Origin of the sequence: Paenibacillus guangzhouensis, assembly GCF_009363075.1 — a bacterium.
In the GTDB taxonomy this organism is placed as follows: Bacteria; Bacillota; Bacilli; order Paenibacillales; family Paenibacillaceae; genus Paenibacillus_K; species Paenibacillus_K guangzhouensis.
Window position 1 is genome coordinate 2,912,605 of the sequence record NZ_CP045293.1, and the last position, 21,346, is coordinate 2,933,950.

General features: G+C 47.5%; 21 protein-coding genes. All 21 read right to left on the minus strand.

The annotated features are described in order from the left end of the window. Positions 1 to 60: 60 nt before the first annotated feature. Positions 61 to 1,035 carry a 2-hydroxyacid dehydrogenase gene (locus GCU39_RS13005; RefSeq protein ID WP_152393908.1) on the minus strand — a complete coding sequence of 325 codons (975 nt, stop codon included), beginning with the start codon at positions 1,033 to 1,035 and terminating at the stop codon, positions 61 to 63. 100 nt (positions 1,036 to 1,135) lie between these two features. After that, positions 1,136 to 1,846, minus strand: a complete 711-nt coding sequence (locus GCU39_RS13010) for a DnaD domain-containing protein (protein WP_152393909.1) — start codon at positions 1,844 to 1,846, stop codon at positions 1,136 to 1,138. 42 nt (positions 1,847 to 1,888) lie between these two features. Beyond that, positions 1,889 to 3,184, minus strand: coding sequence for an asparagine--tRNA ligase (gene asnS / locus GCU39_RS13015; protein ID WP_152393910.1), 1,296 nt, complete (start codon positions 3,182 to 3,184; stop codon positions 1,889 to 1,891). 34 nt (positions 3,185 to 3,218) lie between these two features. Next, positions 3,219 to 4,424 (minus strand): acetate/propionate family kinase, encoded by a 1,206-nt coding sequence (locus GCU39_RS13020; protein ID WP_152393911.1) that lies wholly within the window; start codon positions 4,422 to 4,424, stop codon positions 3,219 to 3,221. Beyond that, positions 4,421 to 5,293 carry a 3-hydroxyacyl-CoA dehydrogenase family protein gene (locus GCU39_RS13025; protein WP_152393912.1) on the minus strand — a complete coding sequence of 291 codons (873 nt, stop codon included), beginning with the start codon at positions 5,291 to 5,293 and terminating at the stop codon, positions 4,421 to 4,423. Before GCU39_RS13025 ends, GCU39_RS13020 begins: the two co-directional genes overlap by 4 nt. Positions 5,294 to 5,397: 104 nt before the next feature. Beyond that, positions 5,398 to 6,903 (minus strand): AAA family ATPase, encoded by a 1,506-nt coding sequence (locus GCU39_RS13030; RefSeq protein WP_152393913.1) that lies wholly within the window; start codon positions 6,901 to 6,903, stop codon positions 5,398 to 5,400. Then, entirely contained in the window at positions 6,896 to 7,435 is a 540-nt protein-coding gene (locus GCU39_RS13035; protein WP_152393914.1) for a hypothetical protein, read from the minus strand. The genes GCU39_RS13030 and GCU39_RS13035 overlap by 8 nt, the downstream gene beginning before the upstream one ends. A 147-nt stretch (positions 7,436 to 7,582) precedes the next feature. Then, on the minus strand, positions 7,583 to 7,984 hold the full coding sequence (locus tag GCU39_RS13040; RefSeq protein ID WP_152393915.1) for a cbb3-type cytochrome c oxidase subunit I: 402 nt from the start codon (positions 7,982 to 7,984) through the stop codon (positions 7,583 to 7,585). A gap of 97 nt (positions 7,985 to 8,081) precedes the next feature. Continuing rightward, the gene (locus GCU39_RS13045; protein ID WP_152393916.1) at positions 8,082 to 8,579 is read right to left on the minus strand and encodes a cell wall elongation regulator TseB-like domain-containing protein; all 498 of its coding nucleotides are present in this window, start codon (positions 8,577 to 8,579) and stop codon (positions 8,082 to 8,084) included. 11 nt (positions 8,580 to 8,590) lie between these two features. After that, the gene (locus GCU39_RS13050) at positions 8,591 to 9,904 is read right to left on the minus strand and encodes an amidohydrolase (RefSeq protein WP_152393917.1); all 1,314 of its coding nucleotides are present in this window, start codon (positions 9,902 to 9,904) and stop codon (positions 8,591 to 8,593) included. Further along, on the minus strand, positions 9,879 to 10,544 hold the full coding sequence (locus GCU39_RS13055) for a redox-sensing transcriptional repressor Rex (protein ID WP_152393918.1): 666 nt from the start codon (positions 10,542 to 10,544) through the stop codon (positions 9,879 to 9,881). The genes GCU39_RS13050 and GCU39_RS13055 overlap by 26 nt, the downstream gene beginning before the upstream one ends. Continuing rightward, positions 10,522 to 13,413, minus strand: a complete 2,892-nt coding sequence (dinG, locus tag GCU39_RS13060) for an ATP-dependent DNA helicase DinG (RefSeq protein WP_152393919.1) — start codon at positions 13,411 to 13,413, stop codon at positions 10,522 to 10,524. The genes GCU39_RS13055 and dinG overlap by 23 nt, the downstream gene beginning before the upstream one ends. A gap of 118 nt (positions 13,414 to 13,531) precedes the next feature. Beyond that, positions 13,532 to 14,161 carry a tetratricopeptide repeat protein gene (locus tag GCU39_RS13065; RefSeq protein ID WP_152393920.1) on the minus strand — a complete coding sequence of 210 codons (630 nt, stop codon included), beginning with the start codon at positions 14,159 to 14,161 and terminating at the stop codon, positions 13,532 to 13,534. A 98-nt stretch (positions 14,162 to 14,259) separates the two neighbouring features. Further along, on the minus strand, positions 14,260 to 14,643 hold the full coding sequence (panD, locus tag GCU39_RS13070; RefSeq protein WP_152393921.1) for an aspartate 1-decarboxylase: 384 nt from the start codon (positions 14,641 to 14,643) through the stop codon (positions 14,260 to 14,262). Between the two features lie 14 nt (positions 14,644 to 14,657). After that, positions 14,658 to 15,536, minus strand: coding sequence for a pantoate--beta-alanine ligase (gene panC / locus GCU39_RS13075; protein WP_152393922.1), 879 nt, complete (start codon positions 15,534 to 15,536; stop codon positions 14,658 to 14,660). Next, positions 15,533 to 16,414: a 3-methyl-2-oxobutanoate hydroxymethyltransferase gene (gene panB, locus GCU39_RS13080; protein WP_152397227.1), complete on the minus strand. Its 882-nt coding sequence runs from the start codon at positions 16,412 to 16,414 to the stop codon at positions 15,533 to 15,535. Before panB ends, panC begins: the two co-directional genes overlap by 4 nt. A 265-nt stretch (positions 16,415 to 16,679) precedes the next feature. Next, positions 16,680 to 17,654, minus strand: coding sequence for a biotin--[acetyl-CoA-carboxylase] ligase (locus tag GCU39_RS13085; protein WP_152393923.1), 975 nt, complete (start codon positions 17,652 to 17,654; stop codon positions 16,680 to 16,682). Beyond that, complete coding sequence (locus GCU39_RS13090; protein WP_152393924.1) at positions 17,647 to 18,987, minus strand: CCA tRNA nucleotidyltransferase; 1,341 nt, start codon at positions 18,985 to 18,987, stop codon at positions 17,647 to 17,649. Before GCU39_RS13090 ends, GCU39_RS13085 begins: the two co-directional genes overlap by 8 nt. After that, on the minus strand, positions 18,988 to 20,157 hold the full coding sequence (bshA, locus tag GCU39_RS13095) for an N-acetyl-alpha-D-glucosaminyl L-malate synthase BshA (RefSeq protein ID WP_152393925.1): 1,170 nt from the start codon (positions 20,155 to 20,157) through the stop codon (positions 18,988 to 18,990). A gap of 59 nt (positions 20,158 to 20,216) precedes the next feature. Then, positions 20,217 to 20,915, minus strand: coding sequence for a bacillithiol biosynthesis deacetylase BshB1 (gene bshB1 / locus GCU39_RS13100; protein WP_152393926.1), 699 nt, complete (start codon positions 20,913 to 20,915; stop codon positions 20,217 to 20,219). Next, on the minus strand, positions 20,912 to 21,334 hold the full coding sequence (gene mgsA, locus GCU39_RS13105; protein ID WP_152393927.1) for a methylglyoxal synthase: 423 nt from the start codon (positions 21,332 to 21,334) through the stop codon (positions 20,912 to 20,914). The genes bshB1 and mgsA overlap by 4 nt, the downstream gene beginning before the upstream one ends. Between the last annotated feature and the right edge of the window lie 12 nt (positions 21,335 to 21,346).

Genomic DNA, 21,346 nt, shown 5'->3' on the forward strand with positions numbered 1-21,346 from the left:
TAAGCATGATAAATAGAGACGCGAATTGCGTCTCCATTTAATATTATTCAATTGTATAATCTACACATTCCTAAGTTCCGGAATCAACGCGATATCCGACTTGCCTTGCAGCGCATGCACAAGGTTCCTAGCCGCAAGACTTGCCATCTCCATACGCGTCGCTGATGTCGCCGAGCCGATATGTGGCAAGGTTACGACATTCGGCAGCGTAAGCAGCGGATGCGCTGGATCGATCGGCTCCTGCGCATAAACATCCAGTCCGGCCGCATAAATGGTACGCTGCGCGAGAGCATCGTACAGCGCGGATTCGTCGACAATTGGGCCGCGTGCGACATTCACGAACACAGCGGTCTGCTTCATCAGACCGAATTCACGCGCGCCGATCATCCCCCTCGTCTCCGGCGTCAGCGGCAGCATGAGCAGCACATAATCCGACGTCGCGAGCAGCTCGTCCAATCCCACATATGTGACGCCTAACTTCTCTTCAACATCGGGCTTCCGATTACGATTGTAATACTGCACATTCATCTCAAATCCAAACCTGGCACGTCTCGCAATCGCTTCGCCAATTCGCCCCATCCCTATAATACCTAAGGTAGCATGGTGTATATCCAGCCCATACAGCTCCTCTTCTTGCCCCTTCTTCCATCGGCCTTCCCTGACCCATGCATGCAATTCCGTAACGCGCCGTCCAGCAGCCAGAATTAAGGCGAATGCTAAGTCAGCGACGGTCTCATCCAGCACGTGTGGCGTATGTGTCGCAAGGATGCCACGTGCGATAATAGGCTCTAGTCGCAAGTTATTATAGCCTACAGCATTATTTGAGATCACTCTTAAACGCGGGGCCGCTGCGATGACTTCCGATGTTACGGGCGTTCCGCTCAAGAGCACGCCTTCCGCATCCCCAATTTCTTCGATTAGCTGTTCTTTGGTGATCGCTTCATTTCCGTTCCAATAACGAACTTCACAATGCGCTTCGAGATATTCCGCTACTTCGCCTGGAACCTTTTTAGCAACATAGATACTCGGTTTCATATTCTGCCCCTCCATCGTCTGGTTATCTGTTACCATCATAATCCATCCCTAGGCAAAAAAACAGCCTGAACCACATGAACCATGTGACTCAGACTGCCTCTTAATTCCCTCGTGCACCTCGAAATTTCTGTGCGTAGGCTCTTGCATCCTCTGCGGTACGGACGCGGTTACGCATCCATTCGAGCAGAATGCGATCGATATAGCGGAAGTGAACTTTACCAGCGAACACCGCTTCCTTCAGTGCCAACAAGATGAGTTCCTCCGGGTACTGATCTTGATCCAGCCACCCTGAGATCGTCTCACATTCCATTGGCGATAACGGGCGGCCGAATTCACGTTCGAAAATGATGAAAAGGTTGCTCTCTTCACTCTCGCCAGCTGCAAAGGCTGTACCACTACCCTGGGATCTGCCATTTCGCTGTTCTTGCTTCCGCTCTTCTTTCACATCTTCGGATAAGAGCTGCCCCAGCTTCTCGTAAATACCCGAAAGATTATAACGTTCATATTGAATCCCGGTCTGGGGATCGACTTCTTCATCAATCGATAAATATTGATCGCGCATGAGCTTCTGTATGGCTTTGATGACTGTATCCGGTGAAGCGCCCATGCGATCCTGCAATTCTTCAATCGTCGGGAAGGCATTCTGCTCCATTTGCTGGAACCCGGTTAATTGAAGAATCAGCATCATGTCCGTATCACTGAGCTTCATGCGGCGATAATATCGAAGAAGTGCATAGGGAAAGTGAATACTGCCCACTTCCATCCCAAGCGAGATCCCCTTGGCAAATGCCCGCCATGCTTCACTGCTCAAGTCAGCTCACCTCCATCCCCTCATCATAGCATCGATTGAGGTTTATGGATACAAACGATAGAGCATCCGTGGGAACGGAATTGTCTCCCGTACATGATCAAGTCCGCAAATCCATGCAACGGTACGCTCAAGTCCAAGACCGAAGCCGGAATGAGGCACCGTACCATATTTGCGTAGATCTAGGTACCATTGATACGCTTCCGTGGACAGCTCATGCTCCGTGAACCGCTCTTCGAGCAGTGCCGGGTCGTCGATCCGCTGGGAACCACCAATGATCTCGCCATAACCTTCTGGCGCAATCATATCCGCACAGAGGACCACATCAGGATTGCTTGGATCTGGTTTCATATAGAATGCTTTGATCTTCGTCGGGTAATGCGTGATGAATACCGGTGTCTCGTATTTCTCCGCAATCGCTGTCTCATGCGGCGCACCGAAATCCTCACCCCAAGGAATATCATGGCCAGTCTCGTTCAAGAATTTGATCGCGTCATCATACGTAATGCGCGGGAACGGTCCAACGATCTTCTCCAATTTGGAAATATCGCGGCCAATCGTCTCAAGCTCGCTGCGGCAATTATCCAATACGGATTTCACGACATAAGCGATGAAAGACTCCTGCACACGCAAGTTCTCTTCATGATCGACGAACGCCATCTCGGGCTCGATCATCCAGAACTCGATCAAGTGACGGCGTGTCTTCGATTTCTCCGCACGGAACGTCGGTCCGAAGGAATAGACTTTACCAAGCGCCATCGCTGCAGCTTCCATATAGAGCTGACCGCTCTGTGTCAGGTATGCATCTTCGTCGAAGTACTTCGTATGGAACAAGTTCGTTGTCCCTTCACAAGATGAAGGTGTAAGAATCGGTGGATCGACGAGCGTAAATCCGTTATTATCGAAGAAATCTTGGATCGCTTTAATAATTTGCGAACGAATCACCAGAATTGCACGCTGTTTCGGCGCACGCAGCCAGAGATGGCGGTGATCCATAAGAAAATCGATGCCATGCTCTTTTGGCGTAATCGGGTAGTTCTCCGTAATGTGAATCACTTCGATGCCCGTAACCGTCATCTCATAGCCCGATTGGCTGCGCGGCTCTTCGCGAATCTCACCTGTAACGTAGAGAGAGCTTTCTTGCGTTAAGCTTTTCGCCGCATCCCATACCTCTTCAGGCACTTCACTGCGAACGACAACGCCTTGGATATACCCCGTACCGTCGCGCAATTGCAGGAATTGAATTTTACCGCTTGAACGCTTATTGTGCACCCAGCAGCCGATTCTTACAGGCTGTCCGACGTGCTGACTTACTTGACGAATGACAGTTTGTGCAGCCATCCTAATTCTCCCCTTTAACAACAATTGATATTGCTTATTTCGATTCTACCACCAAGCGATGCGTATCGCGAGCGATCATTAATTCTTCGTTCGTCGGTACAACAAGCACTTTCACTCTGGAGTTCGTCGTTGAGATGAAGCGCGGCTCTTTGGAACGTACGAGATTCGCTTCTTTGTCTAGTTCAATGCCGAGGAATGTCAATTGCTCGAGCAGACGCTCACGCAGCACAGAAGCATTCTCACCGACACCTGCTGTAAATACAAGTACGTCCACACCGTTCATAGCTGCCGCATAAGCACCAATGTACTTACGAATCCGGTATTCGTACATTTCGAAGGCGAGTGTCGAATTCGGCTCATTTTTTTGCATGCCATCGATAATTTCACGCATGTCACTGCTCACACCAGAGATTGCAAGCAAGCCGCTGTGTTTGTTTAACATCGAGTTGACTTCATTTACCGTTAAATCTTCTTTGTTCATGACAAATGGAACCACTGCTGGATCAAGATCTCCGCTGCGTGTTCCCATCATTAATCCTTCAAGCGGCGTCATACCCATCGACGTATCAACGGAGATACCGCCTTGAACAGCTGTTAAGCTACCGCCATTTCCGATATGGCAAGTAATGATCTTCAGATCTTTAATGTCGCGTCCTAAAAATTCCGCTGCTTTGGCGCTTACGTAATCATGGGAAGTCCCATGGAATCCATAACGACGAACTTTGTGCTTCTTATACAATACGCGCGGAATGGCATACAAATACGCTTTCTCTGGCATCGTCTGATGGAAAGCTGTATCGAATACGACCACTTGCGGTACGTTAGGCATATTCTTCTCTACCGCCACAATACCGGACATATGCGCTGGATTATGAAGCGGCGCAAGATCGAACAATCGGCGAATTTCCGACTTGGCTTCTGGTGTAACGATCGAAGACTGGCTGAAAGACTCTCCCCCGTGCACGACACGGTGTCCGACAGCATCGATCTCATCAACCGACTTGATCACGCCGACTTGCGGATCAACCAATTTGTCGATTACTTTACGAATGGCAGTCGTATGTTCCAAGATTTCGCTTACTTCGCTAATTTCTTGACCGCCTGTCGGCTCATGGTTCAAGATCGAAGAATCCATCCCGATCCGTTCTACAAGGCCTTTCGCAAGTACAGATTCATCTGTCATGTCGTACAATTGATATTTGACTGAAGAGCTTCCCGCGTTAATAACTAAAATTTTCATACTCGATCCCCATCCTTATCGTACTTGAAAAATCCTTCGCCCGACTTCACGCCCAAATGTCCTGCGCGAACCATCTTCTTCAGCTGTACCGATGGACGGTATTTCAAATCGCCGAACTCACGGAACATACGCTCCATCGCTGCCAATACCGAATCCAGACCAAAACGATCGGCCATCTCGAGCGGACCATGTTGGAACGCATAACCAATACGCATTGCGTCATCGATATCTTCTGCTGTTGCAACACCTTCTTGCAAGACATGCAAAGCTTCATTAATTAAGGTAAGGATAATACGCGATGTCACGAACCCTGGAGATTCGTAGACCATGATGCCTTTTTTGGATACAACTTCTTCAACGAAGTGCTTCGTCTGGACGAATGTATCATCCGACGTCTTCAGACCGCGAATGATCTCCACCAAATTTACTTTCGCTACAGGATAGATGAAGTGCATACCAATAACGCGCGACGGATATTTCGTCGAGCTTGCAAGCTCAGTAAGACTGAGTGTAGACGTGTTACTCGCCAAAATAATATGACCTGGACATACCGCATCCAGTTCCGCGAATACTTGCTTCTTCATTTCCAAATCTTCGGAAATCGTCTCGATCACCATGTCGCATGTTCCAAGCTCTGCAAAATGCGATACTTTGTGGATGCGGGAGAGAATTAATTTCTTCTCCGACATCGTAATGCCCCACTTCTCAAGCTGTTTATCCAGACTTAATTCAATCATGCTGTATGCATAATCTAATTTCTCAGACGATTGCTCCACTAATAATACATCAAGTCCGCGAACCGCCAACATTTCAGCGATTCCTTGACCCATGGTTCCCCCGCCAATGACGCCAATTTTCTTAAATTGCATGGTTCAAACCATCCTTTCCGACAACTCTATATATATCATCTCTCAGAACTCCGCCATCTATTTTAACATGTCGAAAAAAATTAGACAAAAAACCAGCGCACATTTTACGCTGGTAATTGTGTATTGTCACAAAATATTCTTCTAAATTGGTCGCCAGAGACTACTTCTTCCGAAATAAGGAATTCCAAACTCGTCTCAAATACCATTTTATGGGATAATAATTCATTTCGCGTCCGTTCGAACAATTCGTTCATAATTCTTTCGTTTTCCTTCATGCGTTCTTCTTGGGTCACAATCTGGACATTGGTAATGCCCAAATTTGTCAATCCGGCATTCATCATCGTCTCCACAATTTGCAGCGACTGCTCAAAATCATTCGACGATCCTGTACTTCTGCCACCGTAGAAAATCTCTTCTGCTGCAGCTCCGCCTAACGCGATCATAATCTGGCTTTCGAGAAACTCTTTGGTGTGCAGATATTGATCCTTCAGCGGGTTATGACGCACATACCCAAGCGCTTGTCCACGCGGACTGACGGTAACTTGCGCGACACTGCCGGGTCTTACAATCTCAGCCATAATCGCATGACCTAATTCATGAATCGCGACACGACGACGTTCTTCATTGGTCGCTTCCCGATCCGTCTTCTCCCCGAGCATGACTTTATCAATTGCCATCGTCAAATGTCGCTGCTCGATCTGTTCGAGCTTCTCTCGCATGGCATAGATCGCTGCTTCATTCATCACACTCTCAAGCTGCGCGCCAGAGAATCCGAAGGACTGAACGGCAATGGTATCCAACTGCACCGAATTATCCATTGGTTTATTTTCCGCATGGATGTTCAGAATGTGTAATCGACCCTTCTTATCCGGCAAATCGACGCGAATGTGGCGATCAAATCGACCCGGACGAAGCAATGCGCTATCGAGCATTTCCTTGCGATTCGTCGCGGCAATCACTAAAATTCGCGGTGTACCGTTCGAATAGATCCCGTCCATTTCGGTTAACAGCTGATTCAGCGTTTGATCATATTCCTTCTGCTGGCCGCCTTCGCGTTTCCCACCGATGACATCGATCTCATCGATGAATATGATCGCATTTTCTTTCTTCTCTTTGACTGCTTGATCTCTTGCTTTCTTGAACAAATCACGAATTCGGCCTGCGCCGACACCTACGTACATCTCAACAAATTCACTACCTGAAGCCGCAACATAAACGGCGTTGGAATAATGCGCTGCGGCTTTGGCCATGAGCGTTTTCCCGGTTCCAGGCGGCCCCGTTAGCAAGATCCCTTTGAGCGGTCTAATCCCAAACTTCTGGATTTCCTCATGTTTGATCAGAAAATCAAGCGCTTCAATCAGTTCCTGCTTCGCACGATCCTGACCACCAATCTGTTCGAACGTCAAATAACTTGGCTTCGATGACCCGCCGACTCGTCTCTGCTGGCCGCCAACGGCCAAACTGCCGCCTCGACTCTTCATCGCGAGATAAATGACACCCATGACAAGGGCAATGCCTACAAAAGGCAGGATGTTCACCCCAATCATTCCGAGAAAAACAAATAACGCAATCACAAAGCCAAAGACGATTTCTCTCCAAGCTTTAAGCATTTGGCCACACCCCCACGGGCTCACCCTTCCTAGGAAGAATGATATATTTGCTCGCTTTGCCGTCGGTGATGGTAATATATACATTTCGATCATCCATCTCTGCAGATGCATGAACTTGTGGCTGATGTAACGACTTGCTCGTCTCTTCTAACACTTGCGGGACCTCTGTATATTGTTTGTTCTCCATGGCTTGCGCAACGCCGAACAGGGCATGCGACCACCAATCATCAAGCAGAGGAGACGAAGGATTGATGACGGTAATGTTCAGTTTCTTCTCGCCAAGCACTTTATTTCCAGACTGATATATATGTTGAACGATTTCTCGCAAATTCGCGCCGGGTTGAACTTGGATGGCAAGCTGAACATCATTACGCGTAATATTCGCTTTCGCCTCGGATACGGTCGATACTTCTTTGGCTACTTTCTCTACAGGACTTTGCACGGCAACATTCTGATAGAAGAACCAACCGCCGAATAGGACGGCCATCGATCCGACCAGTGTTAGAATTAATGGTTTAACACGTATTTTCAATGTAACGCCCTCCTTCATATCGTATATCACAGAGTATATCACAGAGTATACACGATTGAAGAATGTAATGTGTGGAAGACTTACCATCCTATCTAAAGACAAAGAAAGAGCCTGCCGTAATAGGCAAGCTCTTCGCGATCGACTGCATTACTTCGATTTTCTCAAGGTACGCGTCTCATTCGTATTCGCATGTTTAAAGATATTAATCAAGAGGCAAATCGCGCTTAGGATGATCAGGACGCCTCCACCACCGGTGATAGGTCCCCATGGCATATCTTCCTTCGTAAGCAATAACGTGACGAGAGACCCCATCATGATGATGATCCCAAGATTCATTAACCAGAAATGCCACTTGGCTAGTAGACTGCTCTCCGCTCTTGGGAACAATAGATAGATGATGCCGGATACCGCCATAGATAGCCAACCAATGAGATTTACATGCGCATGAACTCCTGTAAGCACATAATCTTTCGCCATTGACATATACAGTCCTAAGCCCATTGATAAGATAAAGTACAGCACCCCAATCTTCAAAAAACGAATGCCCATGGAACGTACCAACCCCTTCCGATCAATATCACATCATCGATCAGGAAAGTATATTGGTGAGATTCCTATTTTAGAATAAGTTTTTGAGGAGGGTAGGTTATCGATTCGGCAGCGTATAGGTTGTCAAATATCCGGCATCGGAGAAGCGATAAAAGTCGTAGTAATAATGGACTTTCTCATCTTCCGTTTTGGAAGCCTTGTAGAACACTTGCCACACATACTGCTGTTCCCATATTCCCGGTACAATCGTAATAATGTCTGCACCAGGCGATCGACTTAATACTTTGGCCTGTATCGCTTCCTTCGTCGATCCTTGCTTCAGCGGTTCCTTATGCACGGATGTTCCCTCTTGATTCACCCATACCACGACATTCTGATCTAGTTCGTCGATGCCATTCACGATGTAATAGACATCTTCCCATACGGATTTCTGCACACCGTTCACTTTCTTAAGCGCCGATTGCTCTTGTGCGGCCCGTGAAGCTCGATCTTCTGCAATCCACTCACCGCTCTGTACATTCCGATAATACAAATGCAGGCCGAGCATAATCAGTACTATGACCGATAAGATAATAACGATCCATCTTCTCTGCATCTCTAACTCCCTTAACGCGCCAGCAATCCATCGAAGCAAGCCTGTGCTTCACGCATAATTTTTTCTTCGTCGAGGGTTAGACATTCCCGATTCTTCACAACCTGCTTCCCATCTACCCATACATGCCAGACATCTTGCGCAGCACCCGAATAGATGACATGTGATATGAGATCTGTATGCGGTTTATAGTGAGGCTGATCGATATTGACTGCGATGAAATCGGCCTTCATTCCTTCACGTAACACACCCGTTACATGTTCTAATCCGATCGATTTCGCTCCATAGACTGTGCCAAGACGAAGAGCTTCTAATGCAGGTACGGCCGTCGGATCACCCGATACTCCTTTATGGATCAATGCAGCGAGACGCATTTCTTCGAACATATCGAGATTGTTGTTGCTCGCTGCGCCATCTGTACCAAGCGATACGGTTACCCCTGCTTTTAACAAATCTGTTACTCTCGCGACCCCACTCGCAAGCTTTAGGTTGCTACCAGGGTTATGCGATACACTTACATTATACCGAGCAAGGGTCTCAATTTCCTCATCATTCAAATGTACGGCATGCGCAACAAGCGTCGGACGCGTAAACACGCCAAGCTTCTCCAAATGCGCTACAGGGCGAAGACCGTATTCGTTCACGTTCTGCTGGACTTCTGCAGCTGTCTCCGACATATGCGTGTGCATAGGCAGGTCGAGATCATGCGCAGCTTGAACGAACTTCTCAATAAAGGCTGGAGGACACGTATAAGGCGCATGCGGCGACATCATGGTCGTAATTCTGCCATCTGCTTTCCCATGCCAATCTTTCGCGAATCGAACAGCCTCTGCAAGCTTCGCCTGTTGAACATCCTCAGGACATAGACCGATCGCACCACGCATCAGAACCGCACGAATGCCGGACTCGTCCGTTACTTTTGCAACTTGATCCATATGATCATACATATCTAGGAATGTCGTCGTACCGCCCTTTAACATTTCAAGGACAGATAACGATGTGCCCCAATAGACATCCGTGGACGTGAATTTCCCTTCCATCGGCCACATTTTCTCTTGAAGCCATACTTGCAGTGCAAGATCATCCCCGTGACCGCGAAGAAGAGACATCGCTGCATGACCATGTGTATTCATTAATCCAGGCAAGAACAAGAGCCCCTTGCCATCCATGACCTCTGCATCCTCAGGGATGACCAAATCCGCCGGAAGCTGCTCACCTACATAACGAATGTGATCTCCTTCGATCACCATAACCCCATGTATAACCGGTTTATCTTCGTTCATCACGGCAAAATAGCCGTTCTTAATGATCCATAGATTCTTCTTCATCTTCGTCCATATCCTTCCCATTATGCAAGTAGTACGCCAAGCTCAATAAATCTGTTGTAAAATCAGCCGTATGCACGCGCACATGCTGAGGTACTTTTAAGATGACCGGCGCGAAATTCAGAATTGCCTCGACCCCTGCATTGACGAATGCATTGGCTACATTTTGTGCTTCGAGCGCTGGAACCGTAATAATACCGATCCGAACATTATGTTCACGAACCGTTGCTTCCAAATCTTCCATCGGCTGTACCACAATATTGTTGATTTTGGTTCCGATTTTTGGTTGATAAGCATCAAAGACAGCTACAATTTTCATATTATCCTTAAGATATGTATTGTAGTTGCTTAATGCTTGCCCGAGATTACCGGCCCCGACAAGAGCGACATTAATCTGCTGATTCAGCTTTAGAATCTGACGGATTTTCTGAATGAGATAGGCAACATCATAGCCGATCCCTTTACGGCCGAACTCACCAAAATACGCTAAATCTTTACGGATTTGAGCTGGATTCAAATCCAGCTTCAATCCAAGATCTTGCGAAGAGACGGTCAGCACTTCACGCTGCTGCAATTCACTTAAATAACGTAAATAAATGGGAAGACGACGTACAACTGCTTCAGATATTTTCATTGTTTTCATGGATGACTCCCCTCTCTTCCTCGTCCGACAGCCATTCTTGCATGCGAGGCACGATCTGATCCAGGCGCATATGTTCCATCTTCGGCCCGGGTAAAGAATATAAGAAATACTTGCCATAATAAGATTCGATGACGCGGGTGTCATAAATAATGACGATGCCTCGGTCTTGCGCGGTGCGCACCAGTCGGCCAAATCCTTGCTTGAACCGGATCACCGCTTGCGGAACCGATAATTTCATAAATGGATTCTTCTTCTCCTTCTGCAGCAGTTCCGCTTTCGCTTCAATGAGCGGATGATTCGGCGGCTGGAACGGAAGCCTCACAATGGCGAGACAGGTTAGTGCATCGCCTGGGATGTCGACTCCTTCCCAGAAGCTGCTCGTACCAAGAAGAACGGAGGCGGATTGATCTTGAAACCGCCGGGTGAGCTTGCTGCGATTCCCGCTGTCGATCCCTTGTCCAATAACTTGGATTTGATGTGGGCTCAGCAGCTCTTTTAATGGGTCATACACTTGCTTCATCATCCGATAAGAAGTGAATAGGACGAGCATTCTGCCTTGTGTGGCGACAGCTGCATCAGACAGCGACTTCACTAAAGTCTGAATGAAGTGGGCGTCCGGATTCGAGCCTTTGAGCATCGGGAAATCCCGTGGGATGACGACTAACGCCTGCTTCCGATACTGGAATGGCGATGGAAGCACCATGCTCTGAAGTCGCCCTTGATCCTGCGCTTCCTGTAGACCTAACTGCTCAATCATATACTGAAACGATTTATCAACAGATAACGTCGCTGACGTGAGCACGATGCTCTTCTTGCTATCGAAGAAGTATTCCTTCAGCTGTGCGCTCACATCCGCTGGAACGGCGAATAATTGCAAGGATTTGCTGCGGAAATGACCGCTCGCTTCCATCCAGAATACAACATTGGGTTCCTTCATTTTCATGAAATAACGAATATCATCGCGAGCACGTGCCAAATCCTTCACGGTACCAGATAGGTCCGTCACAGCCGCTTGAATGCCGTAATCTTCTTGCACATCACGAAGATCTTGGAGCAATCGTTCTGATTTGCGGACAATTTCATTCAAGAGGGCATTCAGCTGGTCTTCCAGCATGGAGGCCGTATCCCAATCATTTGGCATTTTCTCCGTCTGCAGACGATAGACATATTGTCCCTGCTCTTGGTTCGCATCGCTTGTTCGCTGTGGCATCATACTGAACAGGATTTCCGTTAGTTTGTCCCACATCTCCTTCGCATCGACAAGCTGTGAGTATGAATCCTCGATGATCTCACAAGCCATCTGCGCTTTTTCGTCGGGAATGACATGAAGCCGATTCCGAAGCGTTGGCAATTGGCCATTCTTACTATCCTTAAGCAGACGCAGCAGAATATGAACAAGCCCGAAATACTTCACGTGCAGACCGAGATGTTTCCCGGCAACTTCCTCTAGATGATGCGCCTCATCGATAACCAGATGATCATAGGCAGGCAAGAATCGATGATCTACCTTAATATCTGTGAACAATAAGGAGTGGTTCGTAATAATCACGTCAGCAATATTCGCCTCGTGCCTAGCACGATGATAGAAGCATTTGCGGAACCAAGGGCATGCCCGGTTCAGACAGGAATCGGTGTCGCTTGCGACCGTATCCCAGAAGTCAGCGCCTTTATTGCCGAAGTGAAGCTCTTCATTATCCCCATGCTCCGTCTCCGCGAGCCAGACCAGCATCTGTGCTGCTGTAATAATATCTTCCTTAGGCGTGACGAAGTCCTTCGTATTTATTTTATGTTCAAATTTGCGCAAGCACAAATAATGACTGCGCCCCTTTAACACCGATACTTTAAAATCAACCGGCAGTATCGTCTTCAAAAGCGGCACATCCCGCTGTCTGATCTGCTCTTGCAGATTGATTGTATGTGTGCTGACGACGACTTTGTTCTCATTTTTGACACTGTAGTAAATCGATGGAATGAGATATCCTAAGGATTTACCCGTTCCTGTACCCGCTTCCAACAGAAGATGATGGTCATCCTCCAGCGCCGAATTTACTTCATGGAACATAATATTCTGCGCTTCACGCTGTTCGAATTGAGGAAGGAATTGTCGCAGACGATCAATCGAATCTGTACAGAACTGTTCAAAGGTCTGCCCTTCGAGTGGATTGGATAGCATCTCTTCCCGTGGTGGCGGAATTTCCGTCCAGTCTTCAATTTGAAGTGCGAACTGACGGAATGCACGTCCACTATCATCGGTAATCACCGGTCGCATCTCACGATCTGCCAGCAGTTCATGCATGAACCAGTTCAGATCGCTGTCATCCTGCGCGAACAGGTCTGCCAATCGTTGAACCGCAAGGAGCGGCAAATCATCCAGCTTCGCTAGACACTTGAGCAGTACATGTGCTGTGGCTAGTGCATCGCTATCCGCTTGATGCGGACGTTCATGCGGAATATCGAACCACGAGGTCACTGCACCTAGTTGATACGTCGTTAATGCCGGGAAACAAATCCGCAAGAAGTCGATCGTATCCAAGATGCGTCCTGTGAATGGCAAATACCCCGTCTGATCAAGTGCCTGCTGCAAGAAGTTAAAGTCGAATGCAACGTGATGCGCAACGAGCACAACATCACCGAGAAGAGGTACCATCTCCATCATCACATCGTCCAACGTTGGTGCATCAGCCACATCATCATTTGATATCCCGGTTAATTGGGTTATAAAAGGAGGGATATTCGTGCTTGGTTTCACAAGTGAAGTGAAAATGCGATCTATGGATAAATCATGATCTATAATAACAAGCCCAACCTGAATGATTTCATCGGTGGGCTGGTTTCCTGTTGTCTCAAAATCGAGAACTGCGAATTTCATCGTAATAAGGTCCCTTCGTTCCAATGATCTCTTAAGCATAACAGATCACCCGGAATTTTGGAATTAGCTATTAACTACAGGTGCAAAATGTCAGTTGTTCATCCATAATTTTCAAAGACTACATAAAGGAAGTTAATTCGCTGCCATACTGATAAGCACCTTCATACTCTGTGCTCTCGCATAGCTTCAAATTGGTGAGCGGTTCTTGAAATGTAGGATCCGCTTGGTGGGCAAATTGGAAATATTCTTGCGCCTTCTCGATATTCTGATTCTGCGCTTGAATACAGCCTAGAGCATTGTAAGAGATAGCCTTCAGCTTCTTGCTCTCGGTAAGGGGAATAATAAATTGAAAATGTCGATAAGCATCATTGAATTCATTCAATTGCAAATAAGCCATTGCCAAATAAATGCGTCCAACTAATGAGTCTGGATACTGCCGAATGACTTGCTCGAACGCTTCCGCAGACAAATCATACATACATAATTTGTAATATCCTTGGCCGCGTTGAAAAGCTTCACTTTGACTCTCAGGCAGTACGGACACTGAAGCATGTTCAGGCTGACTCTCACGCAAGACCCCCATTTTCTCCTCGAATCGAAGCCATTCCTCCACAATGCCATCACTCATGGATTTCAGCAAGGTTAATTTCTGCTGCAAGTCCTGCTTAGCTCCACCTTGAGCCTTTGGATAATGCACAAGAATCTCATCCAACATTTCGTTCATTGTCGCAAATAAATGTTGAAACATAAATGCACCCCACCTCTAGCGAAAGTGAAATAATGATGTACGACAGCTACATCTTCATTTTTCGTAAAGGTGGGGCATTTCATACTGGAAACCAACGATTAAAGAATCGTGGCGTGAATTTCCTGATGGAGCTTACTTACGATTTGATTGTTCTCACCTAGAATGACAACTTGTGGTTCATAGCTCTTCGCTTCCTCATTCGTCATCATCGCATAAGAAATAATAATGACCTGATCGCCTGGCTGGACGAGTCGTGCCGCAGCGCCATTCAGACAAATGACACCGGAGCCTCGTTCACCAGGGATAACATACGTCTCTAACCGTGCGCCATTGTTATTATTCACGATCTGTACGCGCTCGTTCTCCCACAGATCCGCTGCTTCCATTAAATCACGGTCAATCGTAATACTTCCAACATAATTCAAATTCGCTTCGGTCACCGTCGCCCGATGCAGCTTCGATTTCATCATATTTCTCAACATATGCAGTCAACCCCTTATAAAATTCGGTTATCGATTAAGCGTGTTGTGCCAAATCGTACCGCTAGCGCAATGATCGCTTGACCTCGATGAGCATGAAGCGATGTACTCGCATCGAGTTCCGTTAATTGCGGGAAAGATAAGATTTCTACATAATCGATATCGGCCTGGGGCGATGTCTCGATATGCTGAACAATACGCGCTCTAAGCTCTGATACCGTTGTGACCTCACCGGATTGCATCCAGGTATCGACTTGGAATAAGGATTGTGATAATACAAGTGCTTCTTGACGTTGTTGTTCCGATAAATAAACATTTCTAGAACTTAATGCTAGGCCATCTTCTTCACGAATGATCGGACAAGGCACGATCGTCACCGGGAAATTCAAATCCTCCACCATTTGCTGGATCACAGCGACCTGCTGCGCATCCTTCATCCCGAAGAAAGCATAGTCCGGCTGTACAATATTGAACAATTTGGATACAACGGTCGTCACACCGTCGAAATGTCCTGGACGTCTTGCGCCGCATAGCAACGTCGTCACTTCTTTCACGTTGACTTTCGTCTTGGTTGGTGACGGGTACATCGTATCTACGGTTGGCAGGAAGACCAGGTCCACGCCTAGACGTTCAGCAAGCGCTAAATCACGCTCGGCGTCCCGCGGATATTTGTCTAAATCTTCGTTCGGGCCGAACTGAATCGGATTTACGAAAATACTCAGTACGACGATATCGCATTGCTCTTTGGCAGCGCGCATGAGGCTCGCATGACCTTCATGCAAATAGCCCATGGTCGGTACAAAGCCGACGGTTGGGAGACGTCCTTCCTTGGTGCGCTCTTGTCGTAACTGAGCTAGCTGCTCGCGTAGCTCATGAATTTGCTCGATTGCGTTCATTGCACAGTTTCCGCCTTTCGTTCCTGCTTACGTGCGCCATAGAGGCTCTCTACAACAGCGTCTTCCGCTGTAAAGACATGCTCAGGCGCTGGGAAGCTGCCTTCTTTGACCTCTTGCACATATTGTGAAATGCCTTGCCGGATTAACGCCCCGACATCGGCATAGGTTTTGACGAACTTCTTAGCTCGATAAGGTGATGCATACGTAACGACGTCGTGGAATACCAATACTTGACCGTCGCATCCACGTCCAGCGCCGATGCCAATGGTTGGAATACGCAATTGTTCCGAGATATACGTTGCTACTTCTTCGGTCACAAGCTCCAAGACGATCGCAAATGCACCGGCACGTTCTAACGCTTTGGCATCCTCTAACAGTCGCTTCGCATCCTCCGGCACTTTTCCTTGCACCCGGAATCCACCGATTTGATGAACAGATTGCGGTGTAAGTCCGATATGCCCTACAACAGGCACGCCGGCTTTGACAACAGCATCCACGGCAAGCGCAATTTCCGCACCGCCCTCCATCTTGACTGCATGTGCTCTGCCCTCCTGCATGAGTCGCGCCACATTGCGCAGCGTCTGATCAACGCTGCCATGATACGTCATGAACGGCATATCGGCAACCACGAAGGTATCTTGTGCTCCGCGTACGACGGAACGAGTATGATACACCATATCATCAATCGTTACGGGTAATGTGGAATCGTAACCGAGTACGACATTCCCTAAGGAGTCACCGACGAGAATCATGTCGACCCCAGCTTCTTCCGCCAAAACAGCCGATGGATAATCATACGCCGTAATCATCGTGATCGGGTTCTTATCCACCTTCATTTGTTTGAACTTCGGAATTGTTAGTCGTTGTTTGCGTTTCATTTCAGTCATTTCTCATCATCCCTTCTTTTCTGTATTGTGCGCAAAACAAAAAAACCTTTTAGCATTTCCACTAAAAAGGTCACCGTACAAAAAAGAATCATGGTGCTGATCCTTCTGTCTCGGTCCCTTCGGCTCAGAGCAGAATCCATAGTCCACTAAGATATAGAGTTCAATTGGAATGCTAGTACAAATCTGTTAGAGTGCAGTTCAACAATCGTTGATACTGCCTCTTCACAGACAAGTATAACAAAATCAGTGCGCATTTTCATCTGTGAAATTCCACATCGCCCGAGAAAATTTTACGTCGCTCGCCTGTAGCCGTTTCGGTGATCCACAACGCACCAAGTTCATCAAGCTGCTCTGCGATGCCCGTTACTTTCCCTTGCAGGGTATTAATGGTGATCGGTCGATGGAGCGAAATAGATAGCGCCTCCCATAACGTTCGAATCGGAGCAAAGCCCTGTTCATGATATAGCGCATAGAGCGTCTCGAACTCAGCCAAGAACTCGGTAATAATCGCGGTACGGTCTATCTTCGTACCAGATTCAATCTTTAGCGAAGTTGCCACGTCGCGAAGCTGCTCTGGATAATCCTCTTGATCCAAGTTCACACTAATGCCGATTCCAGCGATGCAATACCGAACCCGCTCATCCTCAGCGTTTGACTCAAGCAAGATCCCGCTAATTTTCTTCGTTCCCACAAGCAGGTCATTCGGCCATTTGATACCGATCGAAATAGGCACCAGCCTTTGAAGGGAACGGCAAAGGGCTACGGCGATAAGTAAGGTTAGCTGCGGCGTGAACTGCAAGGAGGTCTGAGGCTTCAGAATCAGACTCATCCAGATTCCTTTGCCGGATGGGGAATAGAAAGCCCGTCCCATACGACCGCGACCTGAAGTCTGTTCTTCCGCAATGACTAATGTCCCTTCCGGCGCCCCCTGCTCCGCCAATTGGTGAGCGATAATCTGGGTTGAAGGCGTCGATTCCAACAATTTGATTTGCTGCCCCATCACAGATGATTTCAGCTGGCTGAGCAGCATCAAGGTATTCAATCGGTCCGGCTTCTGCTTCAGCCGATAGCCTACGCGAGGAATCGCATCGAACTCATAGCCTTGGCTTCGCAGCTTATTGATTTGCTTCCATACCGCCGTACGACTTATTTGCAGCTGCCGGCTGATTTCTTCTCCCGATATGTACGCATCTGGTTTGGCTAATAACAGTTGTAATAATGGTTCACTCATTTTCTTGTATCACTCGATTCACTTCATCTAGGATAGCGCTGCGTGTATTTGGAATCTCCCCCATCGCAACGCGGTATAACATTTGCTTCAATAATTCACCAAGCCAAGGTCCTGGAGTCTTCTTTAGGTGTTTGACGATATCTTGCCCTCGAATAGCTAGATCAGACAATTGACTCGTCTCAAGTGCTGCCAGCCAAGTTGCACCGTATTCCCTGAGTTCACCGATCATGGCTGTATCATTGAACAGTCGACGCAAGAACAGCTGATCAACAGCCAACAGATGAAGCAGCCTACTGGCTGTAACCTTGCCAAAGTCGATGATCGCTTGGGTCCATAAGGAATAGACACCAACGCCCTTCTGATTACTAGCATGCTGTATCTCTTCAGTCCACTCGATCAATTGCATTAACTTAACAATATCCGAAGCAGTCCGATTAGCGAATTTTAATCGCTTCATGAGTTCATCAGCCATTTCTGATCTTACACCACAACGGTGAAATAGGAGTGCCCATCTCGTAATCGCGTCATGTTCCAGAGCACAATCCCATTCGGTTATAGCTTGAATGTCACTGATCAATTCGACTCGAGATAAGACCTCTTGATCATCTGTGACAAGTTCAGATAGAGATGCCTTCGTATGCGATACAAGTCCACTGTGTACGAGCAGCCGCAATCCATGTTCGAGACTTAGCAAGGACTTCTCGACAACCTTCTCTAATTCCGTACGAACACGTTCCATCGCAATATATTGCAGCTTATCTCGGTGATGAATCAGCGCAAGCCAAGTCGGTCCGTCGATCTGACAGTCGTAGCAGGCTGCGAACCGGATCGCACGCAGCATCCGAAGCGCGTCCTCTTGAAACCTCGCATCAGCCTCACCGACACACCGTACAATACGTTGCTTCAGATCATGTTGCCCATCAAACGGATCGTGGAGCTTCCCCCCCACATCGAGAGCCATCGCATTGAATGTAAAGTCTCTACGCTCCAAATCCCCTTCTAAATGCTGAATAAACGCAACCTCCGTAGGACGTCGATAATGCTCATATTCTGATTCTTTACGGAAAGTCGTCACTTCGAAAAGGTTCTTGTCTATCACAACCGTCATGGTACCGTGTTGAAGCCCTGTTGGAATCGTATGGTCGAAAATAGACATAACCTCTGCAGGCAGCGCAGAGGTTGTAATGTCTACATCATGAATGGGCTTATGCAGTAATGTATCCCGCACGCAGCCTCCAACAAGATAGGCTTCAAATCCAGCCTCATTCAATTGCATAAGCACAGACTTCGCACCTGCAACCAAAATCGGATCCGCTTGAATTTGATCCCACATTTATGAACAGCCCACCTTCAACAAGGAATCCGGAATCGGACGCCCCAATACACGATAGTAGATTTTCTCATATTCAGCGGTAATCAGATCGTTGCAAAAGACATGACGTGCGCGATCTAGACAGTTCTGTCTAAATCGATCCATCAATTGCGGATCAGTTAAGAGTCGCAGCGCATACTCCGCCATGTCATCCACGTGACCAATCTCTGCTAAATATCCCGTCTCTCCGTGGGTCACCAGTTCAGGAATCCCTCCAGCGATCGAACCTATCGTCGGAACCCCGCATGCCATCGCCTCGAGTGCAACGAGTCCGAAGCTTTCCTTCTCGGAAGGGAGCAGCAGTAGATCGGCAAGAGAGATCACCTGTGCAACATCATCTTGTTTGCCAAGGAATGTTACGCGATCTTCGATGCCGAGCTCACGGATTTTGGATTGAATTTTCGGCAAATCCGGTCCTTCGCCAACCAATAGCAGCCTCGCAGGGGTCTTGCTCTGAACCTTTGCGAACACATCGACGACATCGCTCACACGTTTAACCGGCCGGAAATTCGAGATATGCATCAAAATCTTCTCATTCGGCAATGCGAATTCTTTGCGCAATCCAATACAATTCCGCGGGTAATAGACACGTTTGTCGACGAAGTTATACGTAAGATCAATGTCTTTCGTAATATCTAGCAGTTCATGCGTTTCACGAATGAGATCTTTGGACACCGCGGTTACAGCATCACTCTGATTAATCGCAAGCCTGATCAAATCTTTCAAAGATTCATCCTGCGCAAGGACTGTAATGTCGGTGCCATGAAGCGTTGTAACGACTTTCAACGGATGATCGCCAACCATTTGCTTCGCGAGATATGCACATACCGCATGCGGCACTGCATAATGCACATGCAGAATATCAAGCTGCTGCATCTTAGCGACTTGCGCCATTTTCGAAGCCAATGAAAGATCATATGGCGGATATTTGAACACATAATAATCGTTCACTTCGACTTCATGATAAAAAATATTTTTCTGGAATGCTCCCAAGCGGAACGGAATGCTGTGCGTAATAAAATGAACTTGATGACCTTTTTCTGCCAAAAGTTTACCTAATTCTGTCGCCACAACACCCGAACCGCCTAGAGAAGGGTAACAGGTTATGCCAATTTTCAATGATTCTCCCATACTCTTGGTCCTCCTAATCACGAAAGGGTCTTAGCTACAAAATTATATTCCGTCATCTGCTAAAAAAGATTAACCAAATAAGGCGGCTTGCTCACAAATCCCTCAGCATAGCCGACAAGGCGCTTCTGTCCGAGCATTCGGTCACGAGCTTCTACTCGCTCCAAATACCCTTGATTCAAAGGCGTTGAGACGATATCATTTCCTGCCTTTGGCGCTTCGAATTGCGAACCATAGGCACGTAATGAATCCATCTTGAGCTCATACACCTCGGTGACGTCTACCATCATCGTAGCTGGGCCCAAATCATTAATAAAATAAAAATAAAACTGCTCAACCATCCAAGGCGCGACCTCCGGCATATACCGGCGAAGCTTGGCATTAAATACAGCCTCTTCAACCATCTTCCCACATTGAATATGATCAGGATGGCGATCTTCCCAATACGGCGCGAATACAATGCGTGGACGCAATCGGCGAATCTCAGCGACGATCGGATCGATCTGTTCTGGAACCGAGCGAAGTCCCCGGTCCGGCAAACCAAGAATGCTGCGTTCTGCCAATTGTAATACCTGGCTCGCAGCCTGTGCTTCTTGTTGTCGTAGTTCAACGTTCCCGTTGGAGGACATCTCGGCAAACGTGAGATCACAAATCCCTACTCGTTGCCCAGCCTTTGTATGCTTCGCAATGGTACCTCCCATGCCGATCTCCGCATCATCAGGATGCGCGCCGAACACGAGTATATCTAGACCTGTGCTCATTCTTCCACACCTGGTTTATATTTATGGACAAGCTCTCTCCACGCGAAATCGCCGCGACCTAATGCTTTGACAAGAATCTCTGCTGTCGCAACATTCGTCGCTACTGGAATACCTTGTACATCACAAAGACGTAGCAATGCGATAATATCCGGTTCATGGGGCTGTGCCATTAATGGATCGCGAAGGAAAATAATTAAGTCCATTTCATTCTGAGCCACTAGCGCACCGATCTGCTGGTCTCCGCCAAGCGGTCCGGACATGAAGCGATGGATATCAAGATCAGTCTGCTCCATAATGCGAAGTCCTGTCGTTCCTGTCGAGTACAATTGATGTCCTTTGAACACCTGTTCATACGCAATGACGAAATTGACGATTTCATCCTTTTTGCGATCGTGTGCGATAAATGCAATCTTCAACATGTCTCATCTCTC